This is a genomic window from Pantoea sp. BL1 (assembly GCF_000963985.1).
Taxonomy (GTDB): Bacteria; Pseudomonadota; Gammaproteobacteria; order Enterobacterales; family Enterobacteriaceae; genus Pantoea; species Pantoea rwandensis_B.
Genome location: NZ_JZRH01000069.1, coordinates 1 through 1,153 on the forward strand (window position 1 = coordinate 1; position 1,153 = coordinate 1,153).

At 62.9% G+C, this 1,153-nt stretch carries 1 protein-coding gene; it reads left to right on the top strand.

Annotated elements, in window-relative coordinates; genetic code table 11:
- Nucleotides 1-1,050 (top strand): type VI secretion IcmF C-terminal domain-containing protein (locus VH86_RS23805; RefSeq protein WP_045834342.1); only part of this gene is annotated, 1,050 nt, incomplete at its 5' end.
- Nucleotides 1,051-1,153: the final 103 nt, after the last annotated feature.

Genomic DNA, 1,153 nt, shown 5'->3' on the forward strand with positions numbered 1-1,153 from the left:
CTGATGGATAATCAGGGCAGCAGCAGTATGAGCCTGCGCACCTTCCTGACGCGCGTCACGCAGGTGCGTCTGCGCCTGCAGCAGGTCACCAACGCGGCAGACCCGCAGGCGATGACGCAGACGCTGGCGCAGACGGTGTTCCAGGGGAAAACCGTTGACTTCACTGACACCCGCGACTACGGCAGCCTGGTCGCCGCCGGACTCGGGCAGGAATGGAGCGGTTTTGGTCAGACGGTGTTTGTGCGTCCGATGGAGCAGGCCTGGCAGCAGGTGCTGAGGCCGGCAGCGGAAAGCCTGAACGCCCGGTGGCAGCAGGCGGTGGTGAACGAGTGGAACAGCGCGTTTGGCGGACGTTATCCGTTTAAAAACGTCAGCAGCGAGGTGTCACTGCCGCTGCTGGCAAAATATCTGAACGCGGACAACGGCCGCATCACCCGCTTCCTGCAGTCGCGTCTGAGCGGCGTACTGCACCGCGAAGGCACCCGCTGGGTACCGGACAGCATCAACGCCCAGGGGCTGACGTTCAATCCCGCATTCCTGAAAGCGATGAACCAGCTGAGCCGGATTTCCGACGTGGTGTTCACCCGCGGAGAGGCCGGGCTGCACTTTGAGCTCCGTCCCGGTACGGCCGCAGACGTGATGCAGACTGACCTGATGATCGACAGCCAGAAGCTCACGTACATGAATCAGCAGCCGGTGTGGAAACGCTTCACCTGGCCTGCCGACACCGAAGCGCCGGGCGCATCGCTGAGCTGGATAAGCACGAAGGCCGGCACCCGCCAGTACGGCGACATGCCGGGCAGCTGGGGCCTGATTCGCCTGCTGGATAAAGCCCAGGTCAGCGCTAATCCGGGCATCAGCAGCAGCTGGCAGCTCACCTGGCAGGCTCCCGACGGTCGCCCGCTGAACTACATTCTGCGCACCGAAGCGGGTGAGGGGCCGCTGGCGCTGCTGAAGCTGCGCAACTTCACGCTCCCGAACGATATTTTCATTATCAGTGACACACAGGACGTGCCGGATGAAACCTTTGTCAGCGAGGAAGACTTATGACCCTGCAATCCCTGATTAACGCCTGCGGTGCGGATGAGCACCATCTTCGCGCGCTGGCGACGGAGTCAGTCTCTCTGTGGGAGCCGTGGCTGAAGCCCCTGGC